Source organism: Pseudomonas sp. TE3786, from assembly GCF_054057335.1.
Window position 1 is genome coordinate 102329 of record NZ_JBSRZF010000011.1, and the last position, 17239, is coordinate 119567.

At 61.7% G+C, this 17239-nt stretch carries 16 protein-coding genes; 11 read left to right on the forward strand and 5 right to left on the reverse strand.

Features of this window, described 5'->3' with window-relative positions; translation table 11 throughout:
• Window positions 1–17 precede the first annotated feature (17 nt).
• Together ACVW0Y_RS13925 and rarD are read left to right on the forward strand one after the other, a co-directional pair.
• Complete coding sequence (locus ACVW0Y_RS13925) at window positions 18–992, forward strand: serine/threonine protein kinase (protein WP_457438918.1); 975 nt, start codon at window positions 18–20, stop codon at window positions 990–992.
• Between the two features lie 77 nt (window positions 993–1069).
• Window positions 1070–1969: an EamA family transporter RarD gene (rarD, locus tag ACVW0Y_RS13930; RefSeq protein WP_457438919.1), complete on the forward strand. Its 900-nt coding sequence runs from the start codon at window positions 1070–1072 to the stop codon at window positions 1967–1969.
• On the opposite strand, the gene ACVW0Y_RS13935 is transcribed toward rarD, so the two are convergent.
• Window positions 1966–2484 (reverse strand): glycine cleavage system protein R, encoded by a 519-nt coding sequence (locus tag ACVW0Y_RS13935; RefSeq protein ID WP_457438920.1) that lies wholly within the window; start codon window positions 2482–2484, stop codon window positions 1966–1968. The genes rarD and ACVW0Y_RS13935 overlap by 4 nt on opposite strands.
• Before the next feature lie 51 nt (window positions 2485–2535).
• Entirely contained in the window at window positions 2536–2982 is a 447-nt protein-coding gene (locus tag ACVW0Y_RS13940) for an N-acetyltransferase family protein (protein WP_457438921.1), read from the reverse strand.
• Window positions 2983–3311: 329 nt separating this feature from the next.
• Between ACVW0Y_RS13940 and ACVW0Y_RS13945 the strand changes: the two genes are divergently transcribed.
• The 4 genes from ACVW0Y_RS13945 to ACVW0Y_RS13960 all read left to right on the forward strand — a co-directional run bounded on the left by ACVW0Y_RS13945 (window position 3312) and on the right by ACVW0Y_RS13960 (window position 8976).
• The gene (locus ACVW0Y_RS13945; protein WP_457438922.1) at window positions 3312–5489 is read left to right on the forward strand and encodes a malate synthase G; all 2178 of its coding nucleotides are present in this window, start codon (window positions 3312–3314) and stop codon (window positions 5487–5489) included.
• Window positions 5490–5764: 275 nt separating this feature from the next.
• Window positions 5765–7384, forward strand: a complete 1620-nt coding sequence (locus ACVW0Y_RS13950) for a methyl-accepting chemotaxis protein (RefSeq protein WP_457438923.1) — start codon at window positions 5765–5767, stop codon at window positions 7382–7384.
• Window positions 7385–7399: 15 nt separating this feature from the next.
• Window positions 7400–8560 (forward strand): hypothetical protein, encoded by a 1161-nt coding sequence (locus ACVW0Y_RS13955; protein WP_457438924.1) that lies wholly within the window; start codon window positions 7400–7402, stop codon window positions 8558–8560.
• Window positions 8561–8571: 11 nt separating this feature from the next.
• Window positions 8572–8976, forward strand: coding sequence for a phosphate ABC transporter substrate-binding protein (locus ACVW0Y_RS13960; protein WP_457438925.1), 405 nt, complete (start codon window positions 8572–8574; stop codon window positions 8974–8976).
• 143 nt (window positions 8977–9119) lie between these two features.
• Here the strand turns inward: ACVW0Y_RS13960 and ACVW0Y_RS13965 are convergent, their stop codons facing one another.
• The 3 genes from ACVW0Y_RS13965 to ACVW0Y_RS13975 are packed head-to-tail and all read right to left on the reverse strand — an operon-like array spanning window position 9120 to window position 12214.
• Window positions 9120–10310 (reverse strand): quaternary amine ABC transporter ATP-binding protein, encoded by a 1191-nt coding sequence (locus tag ACVW0Y_RS13965; protein WP_457438926.1) that lies wholly within the window; start codon window positions 10308–10310, stop codon window positions 9120–9122.
• Entirely contained in the window at window positions 10307–11161 is an 855-nt protein-coding gene (locus ACVW0Y_RS13970; RefSeq protein WP_457438927.1) for an ABC transporter permease, read from the reverse strand. The genes ACVW0Y_RS13965 and ACVW0Y_RS13970 overlap by 4 nt, the downstream gene beginning before the upstream one ends.
• Window positions 11162–11218: 57 nt before the next feature.
• Window positions 11219–12214 (reverse strand): ABC transporter substrate-binding protein, encoded by a 996-nt coding sequence (locus tag ACVW0Y_RS13975; RefSeq protein ID WP_457438928.1) that lies wholly within the window; start codon window positions 12212–12214, stop codon window positions 11219–11221.
• 452 nt (window positions 12215–12666) lie between these two features.
• Between ACVW0Y_RS13975 and ACVW0Y_RS13980 the strand changes: the two genes are divergently transcribed.
• From ACVW0Y_RS13980 to ACVW0Y_RS14000, 5 genes are all read left to right on the forward strand, one after another.
• Entirely contained in the window at window positions 12667–12831 is a 165-nt protein-coding gene (locus tag ACVW0Y_RS13980; protein ID WP_457438929.1) for a DUF1302 family protein, read from the forward strand.
• Window positions 12832–12910: 79 nt separating this feature from the next.
• Window positions 12911–14845 carry a putative nucleotidyltransferase substrate binding domain-containing protein gene (locus ACVW0Y_RS13985; protein WP_457438930.1) on the forward strand — a complete coding sequence of 645 codons (1935 nt, stop codon included), beginning with the start codon at window positions 12911–12913 and terminating at the stop codon, window positions 14843–14845.
• A 9-nt stretch (window positions 14846–14854) separates the two neighbouring features.
• Complete coding sequence (locus ACVW0Y_RS13990) at window positions 14855–15565, forward strand: 3'-5' exonuclease (RefSeq protein WP_457438931.1); 711 nt, start codon at window positions 14855–14857, stop codon at window positions 15563–15565.
• 112 nt (window positions 15566–15677) lie between these two features.
• Window positions 15678–16211: an RNA polymerase sigma factor gene (locus tag ACVW0Y_RS13995; protein ID WP_457438932.1), complete on the forward strand. Its 534-nt coding sequence runs from the start codon at window positions 15678–15680 to the stop codon at window positions 16209–16211.
• On the forward strand, window positions 16208–17179 hold the full coding sequence (locus ACVW0Y_RS14000) for a FecR domain-containing protein (protein WP_457438933.1): 972 nt from the start codon (window positions 16208–16210) through the stop codon (window positions 17177–17179). Before ACVW0Y_RS13995 ends, ACVW0Y_RS14000 begins: the two co-directional genes overlap by 4 nt.
• The last annotated feature ends 60 nt before the right edge of the window (window positions 17180–17239 follow it).

The following is a 17239-nucleotide window of genomic DNA, read 5'->3' on the forward strand; positions in this document are numbered from 1 at the left end:
CCTGCCAGGAACGCGCCATGAGCCACCCGTTTGCCGACCTTACGCCCGACCTGGTTCTCGACGCCGTTGAAAGCATCGGGTTTCTCAGCGACGCCCGCGTCATGGCGCTCAACAGCTACGAAAATCGCGTGTATCAGGTGGGCATCGAAGACAGCCAGCCGCTGATTGCCAAGTTCTACCGCCCGGCGCGCTGGAGCGATGCGGCGATTCTCGAAGAGCACGCCTTTACCGCCGAGCTCGCCGACTGCGAAGTGCCGGTGGTGGCCCCCCTGGTGCACAACGACAAAACCCTGTTTGAACACCAGGGCTTCCGTTTCACCCTGTTTCCCCGCCGTGGCGGCCGCGCGCCGGAGCCGGGCAATCTCGATCAGCTCTATCGCCTCGGCCAATTGCTCGGCCGTCTGCATGCCGTGGGTGCCAGCAAACCCTTTGCCCATCGTGCCGAGCTGACCATCCAGAGCTTCGGCCATGAGTCGCTGGCCACCCTGTTGGAAGGCGGCTTTATCCCGAAAAGCCTGCTGCCTGCCTACGAGTCGGTGGCCCGCGATGCGCTGAAACGGGTGGAAGACCTGTACGCCACCACGCCCTACAAAGCCATCCGCATGCACGGCGATTGCCACCCCGGCAACATGATGTGCCGCGACGAGGTGTTCCATATCGTCGACCTCGACGACTGCCGCATGGGCCCGGCCGTACAGGACCTGTGGATGATGCTGGCCGGCGACCGCCAGGAACGCCTGGGGCAACTGGCCGAACTGGTGGACGGCTATCAGGAATTCCACGACTTCAACCCCAGCCAGCTGCCCCTGATCGAAGCCCTGCGCACCCTGCGCTTGATGCATTACAGCGCCTGGCTGGCGCGGCGCTGGGATGACCCGGCGTTCCCCATGAGCTTTCCCTGGTTCGGCACCGAGCGTTACTGGGGCGAACAGATTCTGGTGTTGCGCGAGCAACTGTCGGCCTTGCAGGAAGAACCGCTGCGACTGTTCTGACCAAATCAGCTGCAAGTGTGCCTGGAGCCCACTGGCCGGCAGCCCTAGAATGGCCGACCAGTCAGTCGAGGTTTTCTATGCAAGCCGCCAACCCGCGCCGCGGGTATCTGCTCGGTATTTCCGCGTACACCATCTGGGGCCTGTTCCCGCTGTATTTCAAAGCCATCGCCAACGTGCCGGCGCTGGAAATCATCGTTCACCGCGTACTCTGGTCGGCACTGTTCGGCGCCTTGCTGCTATTGGTCTGGAAACATCCGCGCTGGCTCAGTGATCTGCGCAGCAACCCGCGCCGCTTCGCCGTGTTGGTGACCAGCGGCGCGCTGATCGCGGTCAACTGGCTGACCTATGTCTGGGCGGTAAACAACGGCCATATGCTCGATGCCAGCCTCGGCTACTACATCAACCCGCTGATCAATGTGCTGCTGGGCATGCTCCTGCTCGGCGAGCGCTTGCGCCGCCTGCAGTGGCTGGCGGTGATTCTGGCCAGTATCGGCGTGGCGCAGCAGCTGTGGCTGGCCGGGCATGTGCCGTGGATTTCGCTGATGCTGGCGTTGTCGTTCGCCTTCTACGGCTTGATCCGCAAACAGGCACCGGTGGCGGCGTTACCGGGGCTGGTGGTGGAAACCTGGATGCTGGTGCCGTTTGCCATCGGCTGGTTGCTGCTTAACCCCGATTCGATGAGCCGGCAACCGGAATTCTGGAACAGCAGCCAATGGCTCTGGGTGGCAGCCGCCGGGCCGGTCACGCTGGTGCCGCTGCTCTGTTTCAACGCCGCCGCGCGGCACCTGCCCTATGCCGCGTTGGGCTTTCTGCAGTACGTGGCACCAACACTGGTGCTGCTGCAGGCCACCCTGCTATTTGGCGAACACCTGAGCACCAGCACCCTGACCGCCTTCGCCTTTATCTGGGCGGCGCTGCTCATCTATAGCGTGGACGCCTGGCGCAGTTTGCAGCGCAGCAAGCTGCCGCCGGCCTAATCGTCGGCGCGCAACGCCAGCTCTACCATCAGGTCGTCGGCCAAGGTTTCCAGGCGCGCCTGCAATACGTCGAGGGACAGACTGAGCGGCACCGCCAGCACCGCCTCGGCGTGGAATAACAGTTCGCTGCTCATTGGCGCCGGCATCACGTCGGTGATCAGGCTTTCCACGTTCACCTCCAGCTCGCTGAGCACCCGGGTGATATCGCGCACGATGCCGGGGCGGTCATTGCCCACCAGGTCGAGCAGAATCGGCTTCCAGGTGCACACCGGGTCGATGCCGCTTTCCGCCAGCAGCACGCGAATGCCCTGATCGTTGAGCGCCTGCAGCGACGCCACCAGTTCGGCATGGGCCTCGGCCGGCACGCTAACCTTGAGAATCCCGGCAAACTGCCCGGCCATGCGGGACATACGGCTTTCCAGCCAGTTGCCACCGTGGCTGGAAATGCAGCTGGCGATCTTTTCCACCAGGCCAGGTTGATCTTCGGCAATCACGGTAAGGACCAAATGGTTCATCGGGGTGGCTCCTCAAATTTAGCGGGTTGCGGGATCGGGCGGATATTCGCCCTACGCCAGACTCAACCAATACGTCAGATAAACCTCGTCCTTCACATACCCCAGGCTTTCATACAGGGCCTGGCCGGCCACGTTGGTTTTCGCCGTTTCCAGCTGCAAACTACAGGCACCGGTGGCTTCAGCATGTGCACGGGCAGCGTTCATCAACAGCTCACCGACGCCTTGGCGGCGCGCGTTCGGGCTGACATACAAATCACTGAGCAGAAACGCTGGCGCCAGGGCCAACGAGGACAAAAACGGGTACAGCTGTATGAAGCCTTGGGCCGTTCCAGACGCGTCGCGGGCCAATAACAGGGTCGAATCGCCATTGCGCAGACGAGCGGCAAGAAATTCCCGAATCACCTCAACAGGTCGTGGTACCTGGTAGAAATCCAGATAACCGGCAAACAACTGCGCCAGCTCCTCCAGGTCACTGGCGACAACAGCATTTACAGGCATGTACGGCACTCCATCAGGGGTTGCGGCAGTATAGGCAAAAGCCGCGGGGCGCTACCGAGGCGGCAAAAAGCAGGTAGTAACACTACAAAATCGTGTACGAAACGCAGATTTTTCTGGAACAAAAGCCCTATTTTTTGAGAACATCCGCGCCCTCGTTGTGACCGCCAGGCCCTAGCCCGGTCGCGGTTCGACGCGCGCCCGCTGATTTTCACCCGATCATGATGTAGTATGCCGCGCCACGGACTACAAGACGGCCAACGCCGGGTCCGTACAGGGCTATCCGCAGTGAGCTATTGAGTACAGCTAAGAGCTGAGCAGAGAGGCAAGTAATGACTGAGCGCGTTCAAGTCGGTGGCCTGCAGGTCGCCAAAGTCCTGTTCGACTTCGTAAACAACGAAGCCATCCCCGGTACCGGGATTTCTGCCGAGCAGTTCTGGGAAGGCGCGCAAAGCGTCATCCAAGACCTCGCACCGAAGAACCAAGCACTACTCGCCAAACGTGACGACTTCCAGGCCAAGATCGATGCCTGGCACCAGGCACGTGCTGGCCAGGCGCATGACGCCGTGGCTTACAAAGCCTTCCTGGAAGAAATTGGTTACCTGCTGCCAGAAGTCGCAGATTTCCAAGCCACTACGCAAAACGTCGACGAAGAAATCGCCCACATGGCCGGCCCACAGCTGGTAGTGCCGGTGATGAACGCCCGTTTCGCCCTCAACGCTTCCAACGCCCGCTGGGGTTCGCTCTACGATGCCCTGTATGGCACCGACGCGATCAGCGAGGAAGGCGGTGCCGAGAAAGGCAAGGGTTACAACAAGGTTCGTGGTGACAAGGTTATCGCCTTCGCCCGTGCCTTCCTCGACGAAGCCGCGCCACTGGCTGCTGGCTCCCACGTCGATTCCACCGCGTACAAAATCATCGACGGCAAACTGGTGGTCGGCCTCAAAGGCGGCAGCAACACCGGCCTGCGCGACGACGCCCAACTGATCGGCTTCCAGGGCCCGGCCAACGCCCCGGTTGCAGTGCTGCTCAAGCACAACGGCCTGCACTTCGAAATCCAGATCGACGCCGCCAGCCCCATCGGCCAGACCGATGCCGCCGGCGTCAAAGACGTACTGATGGAAGCAGCGCTGACCACCATCATGGACTGCGAAGACTCGGTAGCTGCCGTCGATGCGGACGACAAAACCGTGATCTACCGCAACTGGCTCGGCCTGATGAAGGGCGACCTGTCTGAAGAAGTGGCCAAGGGTGGCACCACCTTCACCCGTACCATGAACCCCGATCGCGTCTACACCAAAGTGGATGGCAGCGAGTTGACCCTGCACGGTCGCAGCCTGCTGTTCGTGCGTAACGTTGGCCACCTGATGACCAACCCGGCGATTCTCGATGCCCAAGGCAACGAAATTCCCGAAGGCATTCAGGATGCGTTGTTCACCAGCCTGATCGCGGTGCACAACCTCAACGGCAACACCAGCCGCAAGAACACCCGTACCGGCTCGGTGTATATCGTTAAACCGAAAATGCACGGCCCGGAAGAAGTCGCTTTCACCAGCGAAATCTTCAGCCGCGTTGAAGACGTTCTGGGCTTGCCGCGCAATACCCTGAAAGTCGGCATCATGGACGAAGAGCGCCGCACCACCGTCAACCTCAAGGCGTGCATCAAAGCCGCCAGCGAGCGCGTGGTGTTTATCAACACCGGCTTCCTCGACCGTACCGGCGACGAAATTCACACCTCGATGGAAGCCGGTGCCGTTGTGCGCAAAGCGGCCATGAAGTCCGAGAAGTGGATCGCTGCCTACGAGAACTGGAACGTCGATATCGGCCTGGCCACCGGCCTGCAAGGTCGCGCGCAGATCGGTAAAGGCATGTGGGCCATGCCCGACCTGATGGCCGGCATGCTTGAGCAGAAAATCGCTCACCCACTGGCCGGGGCCAACACCGCCTGGGTACCGTCGCCTACCGCCGCAGCCCTGCACGCCCTGCACTACCACAAGGTTGACGTGTTCGCCCGTCAGGCCGAACTGGCCAAGCGTGCCCGTGCTTCGATCAACGACATTCTGAGCATCCCGCTGGCTGCCAACACCAACTGGTCTGCAGACGAAATCCAGAACGAACTGGACAACAACTCGCAGGGCATCCTGGGTTATGTAGTGCGCTGGATCGACCAGGGCGTCGGCTGCTCGAAGGTGCCGGACATCAACGACGTCGGCCTGATGGAAGACCGCGCCACCCTGCGTATCTCCAGCCAGCTGCTGGCCAACTGGCTGCGTCATGGCATCGCCAGCGAAGAGCAGATCGTGGCCAGCCTGAAACGCATGGCCCCGGTGGTTGACCGTCAGAACGCCAACGACCCGCTGTACCGTCCACTGGCTCCAGACTTCGATAACAACATCGCATTCCAGGCTGCCCTGGAGCTGGTGATCGAAGGTGCCAAGCAACCGAACGGCTACACCGAGCCGGTTCTGCACCGTCGTCGTCGTGAATTCAAAGCCAAAAACGGCCTGTAATTCACCGCGCTAGCGGAATTTAAAAAACGCCCTTCGGGGCGTTTTTTTATGGACGTTCACAGGAGATGGCGGCCATTTGACATCACCCCTATAAATTAAACTGAAAAGCCCTACAGACAACCTGACCAGCGGATCTGTTGAAAATTACAGTTACCCGATTAATGGCCGATAAAAACTGTGAACCAGTCGATACAATGGTCAACTCGTGACCAATAAAAGAGAAAACGTATCATTCGTTTACTTTTGCCATCTGCGCAGTCGGGAAAAATCTGTCCATGTTCAAAAATATGTCGCTGACCCTCAAGCTTTCGCTGCCGCCCGCCGTGGCGCTCATCGGCCTATTGCTGTTCGTGATCTACACCGGGGTGCAGCTGAGCAATAACGACACCCGCCTGGTGGCTCTGGAGAAACAGAGTTATCCGACCCTGGAAAACGCCGATGCGGTGATCTTCCAGTTCTCGCGTATTCCCGGCCTGCTCAACAGCGCCGTTGCCGCTGGCGAAATGGAAACCCTCAACGATGCCCGCAAGGTGCTCGATGAGATCAATAGCAAACAGCAAGCCCTGCAAACCCTGACCAAGGACCAGCCGCAACGCGGCGAAGAACTGCGCGCCTGGACCAGCGCGGTAAAGGGCTACGCCGACAACGCCTTCTCGGCCACCGAACAACTGCTCAAAGGCACCGCCTTTGAAGACCTGCGCCCCAACCTCGACCGCATGGCCACCGACCTGCAAGCGGCGCAAAAGGCCGGCGAACAATTTCGCAGCCACGCCTATGACGACTTCCAGACCAGCCTGGCGCAAACCCGCACCGACAACGCCACCACCACCCGCGTCGGTTATGGCCTGAGCATCGCCCTGATCCTGCTGGTGAGCATCGGCTCGGTGATGGTGATCCGCAGCGTGATGAGCAATATCCACGGCGTGATCGATTCGTTGAAAGCCATCGCCAGCGGCGACGGCGACCTGACCCGCCGGGTAAACGTCGAAACCAGCGACGAAATCGGCGCGATGATCAAACTGTTCAACGGCTTCCTCGACAAACTGCAGGGCACCATCCGCCAGATTGTCGATGCCGCCAGCCCGCTGGGGGGCATGTCCAAGGAGCTGTACCGGCTGACTCAGGGCGCCGAAGAAAACGCCCGCTCGCAACAGGGCCACACCGACTCCATCAGCCGCGATATCGCCACCATGACCGGTAGCATTCAGGAGGTCGCGCAGCGCTCGCAACAGGCTTCGCAGGAAGCCGGTGCCGCCTCCAAGCAGGCCGAAAGCGCACGGCAGAACATAGGCAGCCTGTCCTCCAGCATCAGCGACCTGGGCAGCAGCGTGATGGGAGCGGTGCAGGCCATGGAGCAGCTGGAAGAAGAAACCCAGCAAGTCGGCTCGGTGCTTACCGTGATCCGCAGCATTGCCGAACAGACCAATCTGTTGGCCCTTAACGCGGCCATCGAAGCCGCCCGGGCCGGCGAGCAAGGACGTGGTTTTGCCGTGGTCGCCGATGAGGTGCGCAACCTGGCGCAAAAGACCGCCGCCTCCACCGCCGAAATCCAGAACATCATTCAGCGCCTGCAAAGCAGTGCCAACGGCGTGCTGAACGTAATGACCCTGAACGGGGAAAAGGCCCAAGCCAGCATCGAACGCTCGGTCACCGCCACCCAGACCCTGGAAGCCATTGCCCAGGCCGTTCGCCAGATTGACGAGTTGAATGCCGGGATCGCCCAGTTCACCCAGGAGCAGATCGGCCTGTCCAACTCGATTCAGAAAGACACAGAAGTGTTGCAGAAGGATACGCAAGCAACCACACACGGGGCCGATGCGACCGCACGCCTTGGCGAACAACTGGTCAGCACCGGGGACCATTTGCGCGCCGCTACGGCCCAATTCCGCGTTTAACACGAGAGCACCAGAATGATCCAACTTCGAGTACTCACCCTCGCTGCCTGCCTAGCGAGTTCGTCGGCGTTCGCCCTTGACCAGGGCGAATACCGCTTCAATGGTTTCGGCACCGCCGGCATCACCCACCTGGGCGGCGAAGACGACGGCCGTAGCTACGGCGTGAACGGCCAGACCAACGATTCCTGGCGCGGCGACCAGCTGTCCAAGCTCGGCGGCCAGTTCCAGTACGGCCTCACCGACACCGTCGGCGTTACCGTGCAGGCCACTGCCAAGCCTGAGCAGGACAACTGGAAAGCCAACCTGGAGTGGGCCTACCTGTCCTGGCAGGCCACCGACGGCCTGATGCTGCGTACTGGCCGCCTGCGCAGCCCGGTGTACATGTACTCGGAAACCCTCGACGTGGGCTTCACCTACCCGTGGCTGCGTCTGCCGGACGAGGTTTACAGCCAGGTTCAGGTAAGCAACTACGAAGGCGCTGACGCCATCTACACCCTGCCGCTGTCCTTTGGCTCGGTGGCCTTCCAGGTCGCTGGTGGCCAAGCGGTAAACCGCAATATCTTCGCCGCCGATGAGCTCTACGACATCGACTACAAGAAGATTTTCGCCGCCAACGTCAGCCTCGCCACCAATGACTTCGGTACCGTGCGCGTGGGCTATACCGAGGCTGATATCAACACCGATATCACCGCTCGCGTAACCACCCCGTTCCGCACCACCACCACCATCCCGCTGAACCAGCTGGATGACCAGAAAGGCAAGTTCACCTCCATTGGCTACCAGTACGACAACGGTACCTGGCTGACCGCCAACGAGTGGACCAGCCGCATCATCGAAGCCGATGACCAGGGCAGCACCGACGCGTTCTACCTGATGGGTGGCCGCCGCTTCGGCGACTTCCTGGCCCACGTCACCTACGCCCAACTGGACGAAGACGACGGCCGCCAGACCTCCTGGACCTATGGCCTGAACTACAACGTGACCCCGACCGTGATCCTCAAAAGCGAATACAAACGCGTAGACACCAGTGGCAACGGCTACAACGGCGTGTTCGTCGAAAAAGCCCAGGAAAGCTACAACCACGCGGTGTACTCGGCCACTAACGGCCTGGCTGGCACTCCTTCGCGCAACTACGACGGTGACATCATCAGCGTCGGTGTTGACTTCGTATTCTAAGGAGAGCCCCCATGAAGTTCGTAATCAGCGCTCTCAGTGCCTGCACCCTGGTGGCCATCGCCACCACCGCCCAGGCCGAAGTGGCCGTGATCGTCAATGCCGGCGCCAGCGCCGCGCCGACCCAATCCGACGTGGCCAACATCTTTCTCGGTAAGGACAAGTCCCTCAAGGGCGTCGACCAGAAAGACTGGAACCCCACCAAGGACAAGTTCTACAGCGCCGTGGCGAGCAAAAACGAGTCGCAGCTGAAGTCCTACTGGTCGGGCCTGGTGTTCACCGGCAAGGGCCAACCGCTGCCAAGCGTGGCTGATGACGCCGCCGTGGTCGCCAAGGTCGGTGCCGAAGCCGATGCGATTGGCTATGTCGACAAAGCAGCCGTAAACGACAAGGTGAAGGTGCTGTTCACCCTGCCGTAAGCGGTCGTTTCAGCGACACCAAAAAACCGCCCTTCGGGGCGGTTTTTTATGGGCACGCATATCCCCTGTAGGAGCGGCTTCAGCCGCGATACTTTTGATATTCCAAGAGCATCGCGGCTGAAGCTGCTCCTACGGGGACGCAGTCAGGCCGCCGAATCCAGCGCAGGCGTAACCAACTGCACCACCTTCCTGCGCGACAACCAGCCAACAAACTCGCCGTCATCACCGGTCACCGCCACTGGCTGCGGCTCACGCAACAGCTGCCCCAGCACCTCGTCGAGCCCGGTGCTGGCCGGCACCGAGGCCACGTCATCCAGGTAAGCAGAAATATCCCGCGCTCCAGCTTCCAGCGCGCGCTGTGCCGCGCCATGCGTCAGCACGCCACGCAGGTTGCGGCCATCCAGCACCGGCGCGTAATCAAACGCGCGCTCCTGCAAACGCTCCAGCGCCCGGGCAGGCTGGGTACGGGTGGTGAGGGTCAATGCCTTGCGCTCGCTCAAGGCATGGGAGGCGGTCAGCACCTTGCCGCGATTCACGTCCTGCAGAAACGCCTGCACGTAGTCGTTGGCCGGGTTGAGCAGAATGTCTTCCGGCGCGCCCTCCTGCACCAGCTCGCCGTCTTTCAGAATGGCGATGCGATTGCCCAGGCGCAGGGCCTCATCGAGGTCGTGGGTGATAAACACGATGGTCTTGTTCAGCTTGGCTTGCAGCGCCAGCAATTGGTCCTGCATCTCGCGGCGGATCAACGGATCGAGCGCCGAGAAGGCTTCGTCCATCAGCAGGATATCGGCATCGGTAGCCAAGGCGCGGGCCAGGCCAACGCGCTGCTGCATACCGCCGGACAGTTGCCGCGGAAACTGCTTTTCAAAACCGCTCAACCCCACCTGCTCCAGCCAATGCCGCGCCTTGGCTTCGCGCTCGGCCTTGGGCATGCCCTGCACCTGCAAACCGTAGGCGGCGTTGTCCAGCACGTTGCGGTGGGGGAACAGGCCGAAGCGTTGGAACACCATGCTCATGGTGCGCTGGCGGAACTGCTGCAACTCGCGTGGGTTAAGGGCCATGACGTCTTTGCCGTCCACCAGAATCTGCCCCGCCGTGGGTTCGATCAGGCGGTTGAAGTGGCGGATCAGGGTGGACTTGCCCGACCCCGACAGCCCCATGATCACGTAGATGCTGCCCGCCTCGATGCTCAGGCTGATATCGCGCAAGCCGAGGGTGTGGCCATTGCGGCCTAACAGCTCATCCTTGCTCATGCCGCCCTGCACCGCTTCCAGGCAGGCTTTTTCGTGCGCGCCGAAAATCTTGTAGATGCCACGGATTTCAATCTTGCTCATTGCTGGACTCCTTGCTGACGCTGGCCGTAAGCCTGGGTGATGCGGTCGAAAATAATCGCCAGGGCGACGATGGAAATCCCCGCCAACAAGCCGCGACCGACCTCCAGCTGGTTGATCCCCAGCAGCACTTCCTGCCCCAGACCACGGGCACCGATCATCGACGCGACCACCACCATCGACAGCGCCATCATGGTGGTCTGATTGATCCCGGCCATGATGTTCGGCAGCGCCAGCGGCAGCTGCACACCGAACAATTGCTGACGCGGATTGGCACCAAAGGCGCGAGAAGCCTCCAACACGTCTTCATCGACCATGCGGATACCCAGCTCGGTAAGGCGAATCACCGGCGGCACGGCGTAGATCACCGTGGCAATAATCGCCGGAATCTTGCCCAGGCCGAACAGCATCACCACCGGAATCAGGTACACAAAGCTGGGCATGGTTTGCATCACATCCAACGCCGGGGTCAGCAGGCGTCTGGCCCAGTTCACCCGGCCCATAAAGATGCCCAGGGGAATACCCACCAGCACCGACAGCCCGGTGGCCATGATCATCAGCGCCAGGGTTTGCATGCCGCGATCCCACAAGCCCACCAGGCCGATGACACACAGCAGCGCGGCCATGCCGATACTCAGCAACAGCCGGCGACTGACCGCCAGGCACAGCACAAACACCGCCAGCACGATGGACCACCAGGGTGCCACGCGTAGCAGGTGTTCCAGCCACACCAGCAGCTGCAGAAACGGTTTGGAAAGGGATTCGAGAACATCGGCGTAACGCACCACCAACTGCTCGACAAAGGCATCGATGGCCTGGCGCATATCACGCGCGGGAAATAACTCGGGAAACATAAATCACCGTTTTCTAAGCGGCCCAGTCACTCCAGAGCGGCTGGGCCGACTGGACGACTACAAGGCTTGCTTGACCTGCTCGGCAACGGCCGGCGGCAGCCATTGGCTCCAGACTTCCGGATGCTGAGTGAGAAAGCGCTGGGCGGCTTCTTCAGGCTCCGCGCCTTCTTCCTCGTACCAGGACAGCAAGGCGTTGAGCTGGTCGGGGGAGATCGCCACCTTGCTCAGAAAACTCGCCAACTGTGGCGCTTGTTCACTGAACCGGGTGTTCACGCCGGTGAGCACTTGGGTCGGCGGGTAGCCGGTGGGCTTGGGATTGGCGCAGGTGGGCAGCGTGTTGCACGCGGCAGCCTCAGCATCCACTGGCGGCAGGTCGAGTTTGACCAGGTCCAGTTGGCCGACCACGGTGGTCGGTTGCCAGTAGTAGAAAACGATATTGCGTTTGCGTTTGTAGGCCGAGGTGATCGCGGCTTTTTGCGCGGCACCGGTGCCGGGACCGAACAGGGTGAAGCTGTCGTCCAGCTTCAACGCCTTGAACAGATTGGCAGTGCTTACGCCACAGCTCCAGCCGGCCGGACAGTTGTAGAAACGGCCCTTCTCGGGCTCTTCGGCATCGGCGAACTGGTCTTTGAATTTGGGCAGGTCGGCGGCGCTTTTCAGCTCGGGAAAGCGTTCGGCCACATAGCGCGGGATATACCAACCTTCAGTGCCTTCAAACACCGTTCCGAGGGCTTTGACCTTGCCGCCGGCAACGGCTTTTTCCCATGGCACACCGATGGTGGTGGCCCAGATCTCGGCGTTTACATCGACATCGCCACGCTGCATGGCAGCAAGCATGGTCAGGGTTTCACCGGACTCGACTTCGGTTTTGCAGCCGTAGCCTTCGGTGATGATGAACCGTTCGATCTCGGTGATGATCAGGTTGGTCTCCCAATTCATCCCGCCGAATTTTACTGGCCGGTCCAGCTCGCATTTCGGTGCGGCCAGTGCCGGTAGCGACAAGGTGCATAAGCCAAGGCTCACGACACCCGCCAGGGTGGTGATGGACTTCATCGTCAGTCTCCATACATCAAGAGCCAAGCAGGCTCCACAAGATGAGTCGCGCAGGGCGACTCGCAGCAGCGTGGGCAGGGCCACACCAGGAAAAGGGCGCAAAAGAGGGGCGCGCCCAAAAGCAGAATCAGGGGTCATACGGGGGTCAGGCAGCGGGCTACCCTACCGGAAATGACCGCCAAAGGCAAAAAACAGGCAAACACGATCACAGCGAATTGGCATTTTATTGCTGAAATTGCACCACTAAATCTGCTTGATTGACGAAGTTTGTTTTGGCCGTGGCAAATCCCTGAGATGCCCCGGTGATGGGGGCTGTGGGGATATAGCAGTCCACTCAAGATTCTGGATTCCAGCCTGCGCTGGAATGACGGAGGTTTTTGGCCAGGTCATCGTCATTCCAGCGAAGGCTGGAATCCAGAATTTCGCGGCAGAACGCCGCACATCAACATGCCTTGGCACCGGTCTTAGCGTTCGCCGCAGCCCTGCCGGCACAAGCTGAAACCTTCGAGAGCGGGGAGATTGAAGAGCGTTTTGATTCCACCTGGTCCATTGGTGCCAGCTGGGGCACCAGCGATGCCAAGAAGAAATTTATCGGCGTGGGCAACGGCGGCACCTGAAACCTACACTTAGGTCGTATGTGCCCTACCGCCGATTCCCCGGACTATGGGCTTTCGACCCAGCTCCGGACGCAGCGTAATGAGCAAGGCCAATGAATTCGCCCAGGCGGGCAAGGTGGCGGTGCAGCAGAATATCCATGGCCTGATGGAGTTTCTGCAAAAATTTCCGCCCTTCAATCAAATGGAAAACGCCCACCTGGGCTACCTGTTGGAGAACTGCCAGCTGCGCTTTTACAGCGCCGGCGAGAGCATTCTCAAACCCAGCGGCGGGCCGGTGCAGCACTTCTATATCGTCAAGCAGGGCCTGGTGGTCGGCGAGCGGCCGCACACGGCGCGACGCGGCACGGAAACCACCTTCGAAATCACCACCGGCGAATGCTTCCCCCTCGCCGCCCTGCTGGGCGAGCGCGCCACCCGCACCGAACACCTGGCCGGCGAAGACACCTTCTGCCTGCTGCTGGCCAAAGAAGCTTTTATCAAGGTGTTCGCCCTCTCGCCGCCATTTCGCGACTTCGCCTTGCGTGGGGTCAGCAGCCTGCTCGATCAGGTCAACCAACAGGTGCAGCGCCAGGCCGTGGCGACCCTCGGGGCGCAGTATTCCCTGGACACCCCGCTGCGCGAACTGGCCATGCGCCAACCGGTGACCTGTAGCGCCGCCACGCCGATCAGCGCCGCCGTGCGCCTGATGCATGAGCAACAGGTGGGTAGCATCGTCATCGTCGATGACGCTCAGCGACCCACCGGCATTTTCACCCTGCGCGATCTGCGTTCGGTGGTGGCCGAGGGCGGTGACAACCTCAACGCGCCGATTGCCAGCGTGATGATCGCCAATCCATTCCATCTGCCCTGCAAGGCCAGCGCCTTCGATGCCGCCATCGCCATGACCGAGCGGCATATCGCCCATGTCTGCCTGGTGGAAGACGGCCAGCTGCGTGGGGTGGTGTCCGAGCGCGATCTGTTTTCCCTGCAGCGCGTCGATCTGGTACACCTGGCGCGCACCATCAGCCACGCCAACAAACTGGAAACCCTGGTGGCGCTGCGCAACGACATCCACCAGCTGGTGGAACGCATGCTGGCCCATGGTGCCTCGTCGACGCAGATCACCCAGATCATCACCCTGCTCAACGACCACACCGTCAGCCGGGTGATCGAGCTGAGCATCGAGCAGCTTGGCGACCCCGGCGTGGCCTTTACCTGGCTGTGCTTTGGCAGCGAAGGCCGCCGCGAGCAAACCCTGCATACCGACCAGGACAACGGCATGCTGTTCGAAGCCAGCGATGCCGCCGACGCAGCGCTGAAGCGCGGCAAGCTGTTGCCCCTGGCCGAACGCATCAACCACAGTTTGGATAAATGCGGCTTCAGCCTGTGCAAAGGCGGGATCATGGCCAGCAACCCGCAGTTGTGCTTGTCGCGGCTGGAATGGTCGCGGCGCTTCAGCAGTTTTATCCGCGATGCGAGCCCGGAAAACCTGCTGGGCTCGAGCATCTACTTCGACCTGCGGGCGGTGTGGGGACCGGTGGAAGGCTGCGAGCATTTGCGTCAGCAGATTCTCGTCGAGGTCGCTGACAACCAGATCTTCCAACGCCTGATGGCCGCCAATGCCCTGCGCAACCGCCCGCCGGTGGGGCGCTTTCGCGACTTTGTGGTGGCCCGCAGCGGCAGCGAAAAACACACCCTGGACCTGAAAGTGCAGGGCCTCACGCCCTTCGTCGACGGTGCTCGCCTGCTGGCCCTGGCCCATGGCATCAGCGCCGGCAACACCTTGCAGCGCCTGCGCGAGCTGATCGCCAAAGAGGTGATCGACCCGCTGGATGGCGCCGCCTATGAAGAGGCCTACCATTTTATTCAGCAAACCCGTATGCAGCAGCACCAGCAGCAGGCCCGCCAGCAACAGCGCTACTCCAACCGCCTCGACCCGGACAGCCTCAACCACCTCGACCGACGCATTCTGCGCGAGTCGTTCCGCCAGGCGCAGCGCCTGCAAAGCAGCCTGGCGCTGCGCTATCAACTATGAGGACCGCGCTTGAAGCCATTTGACTGGCTACGCCGCCGCCCCGCCACGCCCATCGACGGGCCACTGCGCGAGGCCTGCGAGCAGTTGCCCGGGCCCGCTCCGTGGAGCGAACTGGCGCTGCGCCAACAGCGCTTTGTGGTGCTCGACCTGGAAACCAGCGGGCTGAATATGCAGCGCGATCAGTTGCTGTCCATCGGCGCGGTGGTGATCGACGACGCTGCCATCGACCTGGCCCAGCAATTCGAATGCACCTTGCAGCGCAGCACGCCAAAACTCAGCGCCAGCGTGCTGATCCATGGCATCGCGCCCAGTGAGTCCGCTGCCGGGCAAGCGCCCGGCGAGGCGCTGCTGGCGTTTATGCAGTTTGTCGGGGACAGCCCGCTACTGGCCTTTCACGCCCCGTTCGACCAGCACATGCTCGGCAAGGCGCTGAAGGACGACCTGGGCTACAGCCTGCAACACCGCTTTCTCGATGTGGCCGATCTGGCACCGCTGCTGTGCCCGGAAATCACCCTGCGCCAGGCCGGCCTGGACGACTGGACCGCGCATTTCGGTCTGCAGGTGCAGCAACGCCACCACGCCAGCGCCGATGCCCTGGTGACTGCCGAACTGGCCTTGATCCTCTTCAGCCGGGCGCGCAAACAAGGTTTGGATAGCCCGGCATTGCTGGCCGACGCCCTGTCGCGCTGGCAGCGCCGGCAGCAACGCCCGGGGTTTTGAGGCAAACCCGGCCATCGCCGCAATAAACCGACAGTCTGCAATTGCGGCGATATGCCACTCTCTGCAATCATATGCGAATAATTCTCGATATGTTTCTAACATTATTCGCTGAATGGCGGAGATTGCTGTGTCGGTTGGGGACTCCACAAACCACGAGTTGGCGGGCGTGCTGTATCGCGATCATCGCGATTGGCTGCTCGGCTGGCTGCGCAAAAGCCTGAGCTGCCCGCACCGCGCAGAAGACCTCAGCCAGGACACCTTTGTGCGGATTCTGAGCAAATCCGACCCCCTCAGCCTGCGCGAACCCCGTGCGCTGTTGACCACCATCGCCAAAGGTCTGCTGATCGACTACTTCCGCCGCAGCGCGCTGGAACGCACCTACCTCGACGAACTGTCGGCGCTGCCGGAACACGTTCACCCCGATATCGAAGAACAGGCGCTGGTGCTGGAATCGCTGCGCGCCATCGACCGCATGCTCGGCACCCTGTCCAGCAACGCCCGCGCCGCGTTTCTGCACAGCCGCATCGACAACCTGGGCCACGCCGAAATCGCCGAACGCCTGGGCGTATCGGTGCCACGCGTGCGCCAATACCTGGCCCAGGGCCTGCGCCAGTGCTACATCGCCCTGTATGGCGAGCCAACATGAACCGCAGCAGCGTTTGCGCCAAGGTGCTCGACGAAGCCATCAGCTGGCAGCTGTGCCTGGGCTCCGGTGAAGCCAACGACCTGGAAAAAGCCGAATTCCACCTCTGGCACGCCGCCAATGGCGAACATGCCCGCGCCTGGGCCCAGCTCAACGGCCTGGACCAGCATTTCGCCAAGGTCAGCAGCCCGCCAGCCCGCCGCGCGCTGGTCAGTGCCGCGGGCACCGGTAAAAGCCGCTTGCGCAGCGGCGGCATGCTTGGCCTGCTGCTGGCGGCCGCGCTGGGCCTGGGTCTGGCGCAACAACAGCGGCCCCTCGGCGACTGGCTGGCGGATGCACGCACCGCCCCCGGCGAACAGCGTGACCTGGAGCTGCCCGACCACACCAAGGTGCGCCTGAACAGCCGCAGCGCCCTGGATATCGACTTCAACCCGCAGCAGCGGCGGATCTTCCTGCGCAGCGGCGAAATCCTCGTGGAAACCGCCCATGGCGACGCCCGGCCTTTTATCGTCGCCACCGACGATGGCGAGCTGCGCGCCCTCGGCACACGCTTCCTGGTGCGCCATGAAACGGCCGGCACCCGCTTGATCGTGCTGCAATCGGCCGTGGCGGCGCACCCCGCCGACGTCGAAGGCGAACGCATCATCAGCGAAGGCCAGCAGGTGTTGATGGCGCAACGCGCCCTCGGCGATGTGCGCCCCGCCTCGCCCACGGCGGATGCCTGGGCCCACGGCATGCTGGTGGTGGAAAACATCCGTCTGGCCGAGTTGCTGGAACAACTGGGCGACTACCGCCGCGGCTTCCTCAACGTCGATCCACAGGTAGCCGACCTGCGCATCAGCGGCAGCTTCCCGCTGAACAACACCGACCTGGCTCTGGCCGCCTTGCCGCCCAGCCTGCCGGTGCAAATCCAGCGCCGCGCCGCCTGGTGGGTGCGCGTAGTGCCTGCGCCAGTGGCGGAAAAACCCTGAGAAAACGGCTGCCGAAAAAAACTTTCAGCCGCTCTATCACTTTTCGATTTTGCTTCGGCA